This is a genomic window from Pseudomonas sp. TWI929 (assembly GCF_039673335.1).
GTDB lineage: Bacteria > Pseudomonadota > Gammaproteobacteria > Pseudomonadales > Pseudomonadaceae > Aquipseudomonas.
The window spans coordinates 1-3,537 of the sequence record NZ_JBDJLK010000164.1; the positions used below are offsets into that span (position 1 = coordinate 1).

The 3,537-nt window shown below is 62.1% G+C and carries 5 protein-coding genes; 2 read left to right on the plus strand and 3 right to left on the minus strand.

The window, feature by feature from the left end:
- Positions 1-208: 208 nt before the first annotated feature.
- The 3 genes from ABE456_RS28310 to ABE456_RS28320 all read right to left on the minus strand — a co-directional run bounded on the left by ABE456_RS28310 (position 209) and on the right by ABE456_RS28320 (position 1,822).
- Positions 209-1,087 (minus strand): LysR substrate-binding domain-containing protein, encoded by an 879-nt coding sequence (locus ABE456_RS28310; RefSeq protein ID WP_346646878.1) that lies wholly within the window; start codon positions 1,085-1,087, stop codon positions 209-211.
- A gap of 104 nt (positions 1,088-1,191) precedes the next feature.
- Complete coding sequence (locus ABE456_RS28315) at positions 1,192-1,596, minus strand: hypothetical protein (protein ID WP_346646879.1); 405 nt, start codon at positions 1,594-1,596, stop codon at positions 1,192-1,194.
- 76 nt (positions 1,597-1,672) lie between these two features.
- A complete protein-coding gene (locus ABE456_RS28320; RefSeq protein ID WP_346646881.1) occupies positions 1,673-1,822 on the minus strand; it encodes a hypothetical protein in 150 nt (49 codons plus the stop codon).
- Between the two features lie 175 nt (positions 1,823-1,997).
- Between ABE456_RS28320 and ABE456_RS28325 the strand changes: the two genes are divergently transcribed.
- Together ABE456_RS28325 and ABE456_RS28330 are read left to right on the plus strand one after the other, a co-directional pair.
- Positions 1,998-2,693, plus strand: coding sequence for a 3-oxoacid CoA-transferase subunit A (locus tag ABE456_RS28325; protein WP_346646880.1), 696 nt, complete (start codon positions 1,998-2,000; stop codon positions 2,691-2,693).
- A gap of 8 nt (positions 2,694-2,701) precedes the next feature.
- Entirely contained in the window at positions 2,702-3,343 is a 642-nt protein-coding gene (locus ABE456_RS28330; RefSeq protein WP_110743852.1) for a 3-oxoacid CoA-transferase subunit B, read from the plus strand.
- Positions 3,344-3,537 lie beyond the last annotated feature (194 nt).

Here is a 3,537-nt window from a genome sequence, read left to right on the forward strand (position 1 = left end):
CAAGCGCCTCCACAGCTACAACGGCTATGAAACACCGGTAGCCATGGAGGAAAAGCTCAAGATAGCGGCATGAACCTTAACCGGTGTCCAAAATTACTTGACCAGTTCAAAGCCGCTCCCACAGGGTCCGCGTGAGCCTGGAGCCTGCACGGTACCTGTAGGAGCGGCATGAGCCGCGAACACGGGCGAAGCCCTTGCCATCCAAGACTTATTCCGCCTCGCTACGCAAAATGCCAATCAGAATCTCAGCCAGCTCCACCACCATCGGGTCCGCCGTAGGCCGGTGAAAAATCGCCGCCTCAAATACCTTGATCCGCTTGAACCCCTGCTCCGCCCCCAGCACCCGATGCCCACCTGTCACCACTCGCGACGGCAGCAGGCTAACCCCCAACCCATTGGCCACCGCCTCCTGGATCCCCGCCAGGCTCGAACTGGTAAAAGCAATCCGCCAACTGCGCCCCATGGCCTCAACCGCGCTGATCATGTCGTCCCGGTACAACCCCCGCGGCGGAAAGGTCACCAGCGGGATCGGGTCCTGGGCAAAACACGGGTATTGCGCACTGTCGACCCACTCGATGCACTCTGGCTGGCAAGCATTGGCCTCGCGGCTATGCCGGCGCTGCTTGATCAGCACCAGGTCCAGATCGCCACGGTCGTAGCTGCTCATCAAGTCCCGGCTCAGGCCACCGGTAATTTCCAGCTTCACCGTCGGGTTGCGCCGGTTGAACGCGGCCAGCGCCTGCATCGTCTTGCCCGCAACAAAATCGTCCGGCAGGCCGATGCGCACGGTCACCGTTACCCCGCCCGACATGGCTTCGGTCAGTTGGCTGCTGACTGCCAACAGGTGCCGCGCATAACCCAGCAGGGTTTCCCCGGCATCGGTCGGGTGCACCTCGCGGTTGCTGCGGTCGAGCAACTGGTGGCCGACCATTTCTTCCAGCCGGCGCACCTTCTGGCTGACCGTGGACTGGGTGGAATGCAGGCGCGCGGCGGCGGTGGTGAAACTGCCGCAGTCGGCCACCATGACCACGGTGCGGAGCATATCCAGGTCGTAGATGGCGCGGTTGGGTTTACTGGATTCAGACATTCGACGGGTTCAGCTTTTCAGGATGGGGCTGAGTACATGATGCCTGAAGCTTGGTTGCATGACGCATTGCCCTCGTGCGGGGGGGCTTTGTACGCATGCACAAGTCAACGGGTATAGCGGATGACCACACCCTGCAGCTTGCGCCCCTCGACGGCCTCGATATCCCGGTTCCACAGTGGGCCGTTGACATACGCCGCCACCGGCTGGATCCGGTCATACACCACGACTACGGCATCGCCGCCGATCTTTGCGGCTTCCACGCGCAGCTTCTGTTCGATTTCGGTGGCCGAGGGTGCCGGTTCGGTACTGGCGCTGACCACGATCTCGCCCAGCCGCACATGGGGTTTGGTGGGTTCGGTACGCAGGATTTCCACATTGCTGGCCTGGGTTGGCGCCGCATGCGGGGCGCCTACGTACTCGGTGGTCTTGACATCGATGTTGGCACAGGCTGCGAGCGCTAGTGCGGCAGCACCCAGCAGCAGTACGCGTGCGTGACGGTATGAAGACATCCTTGATTCCCCTGTGGCGCTTGCTTGGCAGAATGTTTGAAGAATGGCCGAGATATGCCGATTCGCAACAAAATCGTCAGGCCTGCACAGCCCGGTCGCCATCACCACTGATCTCGAACTGCCGCACCAGCTTCTCCAGCTTGCCGGCATCCACCCTCACCTTCTGCGCACTGTTCTGCAGCACCACCACAGCCTGGACAAATAGCCGCCAAAACTGCTCGCACATCGCACAACAGTTCGATAATCGCACAAATTCAGCCAAAGCCTCTCTACTGTTGCCCCATCTTGCGGCACGCTATAGCGAAAGTCAGCAAACAATTTCAAGTGCTGACAGGCCCCATCGCTTCACGCGCTCCGGCCAGCCCGACAACCACAACTCCAGGAACAACCAGGAGCTCGCCTTGATCAATAAAACGTTTGAGTCCATCGCCAGCGCGGTGGAAGGAATCACCGACGGGTCGACCATCATGGTCGGTGGCTTCGGTACTGCCGGCATGCCGTCCGAGCTGATCGATGGCCTGATCGCAACCGGTGCCCGCGACCTGACCATCATCAGCAACAACGCCGGCAATGGCGAGATCGGCCTGGCCGCCTTGCTCATGGCGGGCAGCGTGCGCAAGGTGATCTGCTCGTTCCCGCGCCAGTCCGACTCCTACGTGTTCGACGAACTGTACCGTGCCGGCAAGATCGAGCTGGAAGTGGTACCGCAAGGCAACCTGGCCGAGCGCATTCGCGCAGCGGGCTCGGGCATTGGTGCGTTCTTCTCGCCGACCGGCTACGGCACATTGCTGGCCGAAGGCAAGGAAACCCGTGAAATCGACGGCCGCATGTACGTACTGGAAATGCCGCTGCACGCCGACTTCGCGCTGATCAAGGCGCACAAGGGCGACCGTTGGGGCAACCTGACCTACCGCAAGGCCGCGCGCAACTTTGGCCCGATCATGGCCATGGCCGCCAAGACGGCCATCGCCCAAGTTGACCAGGTTGTCGAACTCGGTGAACTGGACCCGGAGCACATCATTACCCCGGGTATTTTCGTCCAGCGCGTGGTCGCCGTTACCGGCGCTGGCGCTTCTTCGCTTGCCAAAGCTGTCTGAGGCCTGCCATGACCATCACCAAAAAGCTCTCCCGCACCGAGATGGCCCAGCGCGTGGCCGCAGACATCCAGGAAGGCGCGTACGTAAACCTGGGCATCGGCGCACCGACCCTGGTGGCCAACTACCTGGGCGACAAGGAAGTGTTCCTGCACAGCGAGAACGGCCTGCTGGGCATGGGCCCAAGCCCGGCGCCGGGCGAGGAAGACGATGACCTGATCAACGCCGGCAAGCAGCACGTGACCCTGCTGACCGGTGGCGCCTTCTTCCACCATGCCGACTCGTTCTCGATGATGCGCGGCGGCCACCTGGACATCGCCGTACTGGGCGCCTTCCAGGTGTCGGTGAAAGGCGACCTGGCCAACTGGCACACCGGCGCCGAAGGTTCGATCCCAGCCGTGGGCGGCGCGATGGACCTGGCCACTGGCGCCCGCCAGGTGTTCGTGATGATGGACCACCTGACCAAGACTGGCGAAAGCAAACTGGTGCCCGAGTGCACCTACCCGCTGACCGGTATTGGTTGCGTTAGCCGTATCTACACCGACCTGGCCGTGCTGGAAGTGACGGCTGAAGGGCTGAAAGTGGTTGAGATTTGCGCGGATATCGACTTTGACGAGCTGCAGAAGCTGAGTGGTGTGCCGCTGATCAAGTGATCGGCGCAGCCGGCCGGCAAGCGCCCGCTTGCCGGTGTTGCAGGGCTGCTGTGTTGCACCCGTCAGCTGGCCCGCACGGACTTCTTGTGGGAGCAACTGTCTTGCTCAATTTCTAAAAGCTGGCGCGATCCCTGTGGGAGCGGGCTTGCCCGCGAACACGGGCGAAGCCCGTGCCATCCACCGCGGTGTCTTCT